This window comes from Wolbachia endosymbiont of Drosophila tristis (assembly GCF_028981745.1).
Classification (GTDB): domain Bacteria; phylum Pseudomonadota; class Alphaproteobacteria; order Rickettsiales; family Anaplasmataceae; genus Wolbachia; species Wolbachia pipientis.
Genome location: NZ_JAPQLN010000042.1, coordinates 1 through 2,569, shown reverse-complemented (window position 1 = coordinate 2,569; position 2,569 = coordinate 1). Strand labels below are relative to the sequence as shown.

The 2,569-nt window shown below is 33.2% G+C and carries 2 protein-coding genes and 1 pseudogene; 1 reads left to right on the top strand and 2 read right to left on the bottom strand.

Annotated elements, in window-relative coordinates; all coding sequences use genetic code 11:
* Positions 1 to 280: IS5 family transposase (locus OZD64_RS01290; protein ID WP_044471353.1), on the bottom strand; the 280-nt coding region annotated here is incomplete at its 3' end.
* A 302-nt stretch (positions 281 to 582) separates the two neighbouring features.
* Between OZD64_RS01290 and OZD64_RS01285 the strand changes: the two genes are divergently transcribed.
* A complete protein-coding gene (locus tag OZD64_RS01285) occupies positions 583 to 2,079 on the top strand; it encodes a hypothetical protein (RefSeq protein WP_274999165.1) in 1,497 nt (498 codons plus the stop codon).
* Between the two features lie 253 nt (positions 2,080 to 2,332).
* On the opposite strand, the pseudogene OZD64_RS01280 reads toward OZD64_RS01285, so the two are convergent.
* Positions 2,333 to 2,569, bottom strand: a pseudogene (locus OZD64_RS01280) (IS5 family transposase); the annotation flags it as partial.

Here is a 2,569-nt window from a genome sequence, read left to right as displayed (position 1 = left end):
TTTTTCTTCTACTATATTTTGTAATTTCATAATTCATTTTCTCAAAAATTCCCTGCTTCTTCCATTGCCTGAACTGCTCATACACAGTCTTCCATAGCGGAAAATCATTTGGTAAATACCGCCATTGACACCCTGTACGCAATACATAGAAAATTGCTTCTAATATTTCTCTTTTGCTATACTTTGGCGGCCTTCCTCCTTTCTTGTATGATACTCTGAAGTGTTTTTCTATTCTTGCCCATTCCCTTTCGCTTAGATCTGTTGGATACTTTTTTCTCATCTTTACCCCGTACTAAAATTTCAGATATTATAGCCTTTTACTTGTTTCCGGACAACCTCTAGTAGCGGAATGACGAATTTTTGTTTTTCAAATTGTCAGTAAATCTAAGTCAGTTTAGCTATATAAAACATAGTATAAAAAGAGCTATTTTAGCAAAATTTTAAACAAATAAAGTTAATTACTTCACAATTGATACCTTACGAGAAAAGCACATTTGATACAGATTTAAAATACAAGTTAACGAATTATTATGATTTTTACCAAGATAATAATATAGTAAGGTTTGGTAGTGAGGTATCAAAATGGAAAAATACACCAACGCATGGTTTAATAAGAAAGATAATCATGATTGTGCAAATGATGGCACTTGCGGGCAATCTATAAAGGATTTTAGGATTGGTAATTCTGATATTTCTTTTTTTGATAGTAACAAAAACTTAATTGCCAAAGTACCTAAACTACCAAAGTATTCTAGGGATAAATATGGGCATCAATTGTATAAGGAAGCTGAGTCAAAGCAGTTCAATTATTTTTCCACAAATATACATGATGTTTTGTCTAACAGCTTTACCGTTAAATACGGGTATATAAATTGTACTATAAAATACGACAACTTATCTGAGCAGGAACAAAACCAAATAGAAACAGACATTAAAACTGCCTATGAAGCATTTAAAGAAAAGTTTTGCTTGAAAAATAGTAATGCAAGTTACAATATAACGGTTCACATTTTTAATAATAGAAGCGATTATACAAAGTATAACAATCTTCTCGGCTTAGATGAAGATGGTGGTCCAGGATATATTACACGAGGAGTAACAGATTGTCAGAATATTCTGACATATAAGCAAAGTGCCATGGATTTTGTTCTAGGTCATGAGCTAGGCCACATATTTCAATTGTGTTTTTCACCATCGGCAACAGTCCAAACTTTGAGTATTCTGGATACTGAACTCATAGCAAATGTTGTTGGACGAGAAGTAGAAGAAAAAAATTATAAAGCTATTTGCAAGCAGATGGGTGTAGATGAATATAAATACGATGGATGGAGTTTTATTTTTAAATACATAGGTACAACTGGTAGTGTATACCGCCTAAACCTTTCAGAAGAAGAGAAATTTCAAATTATACAACGTGTCAAGAGTTCTGGACTAGATGAATATGAAGACCATGGATGGATGTTTAAATTTAAATATAAAGATACAACTGGTAGTATATACCTCAAGGACCTTTCAGAAGCAGAGAAATTTCAAATTATACAACGTGTCAAGAATTCTGGACTAGATGAATATGAAGATCGTGAATCAATGTTTAGTTTTAAATACAAAGGCACCACTTATAGAGCAGAACACAGAGATTATCTTTCAGCAGAAGAAGAAAAACTTCAATTTATCAAAGACATTAAGAACTCTCATGAATCGCTCGTTAGTGAATGTGATGGATTGGGGAATGGGAATACAACTTTAGTGATTTACGTTGATGAAAATAAGGAGATAAGTCAAATGTATTTTCATAATCTAGACAAGAATATATTCAAATGGTTAGATAAGACACTTATAAGCAGAAGTAAACCTGAAGAAGATGTGGATGACACAGCAGGAAAAGAGCCTGAACCAGAATCAGCCGAAGAGGATACTCAGCAACCCAGTAATTTCTTATCCAATATTTTTGCAACAATTAAATCCATTATTGATTCTATCTCATCACTCTTTTCATGGTTATTTGGGTCGAAAGAGAAAGAGTCTAATCAACAATCTGATGATAATCCTTCTTTGTTTAAGCTCGATGCTAATGAGTGAGATCACGAAGTTAAGCCTGATGCCAATGAGTTAGGTCACGATGTTAGAGATCACTTATCAGACAATTATAACCATTACAACTCATCTGATGGGCTAATGTAATATAGCTAATTTACAGTATCTGTTCAGATGCATGGCTAATGTACAAATATTGAAACAAAAATTCCAGTGCCCCTGTGATGTCATTCCAGTGCTTGACACTGGAATGGCTTTGTTGCATCGCTCTTCGGATAGTAGGTAACGCACAATAAATTTATGAAGCTATCTCAAATTTAGCCATGCCTATTTCAGTAAATTTGTTAAGCAAATAACATTTGAGTAGCAGTTCCCTCTCACGATTCATTTCAGATTTGTTCCTAAAACTAAATCCAAATGTCTTTTTTAATCGCGAGAAAAAACCTTCTATATAAGATCTTTTTCCATAACTCATCTCTTTTTTCCACTTCTTTATACCATCTTCATCATATGACTTTATGAGCTTGACTGCAGA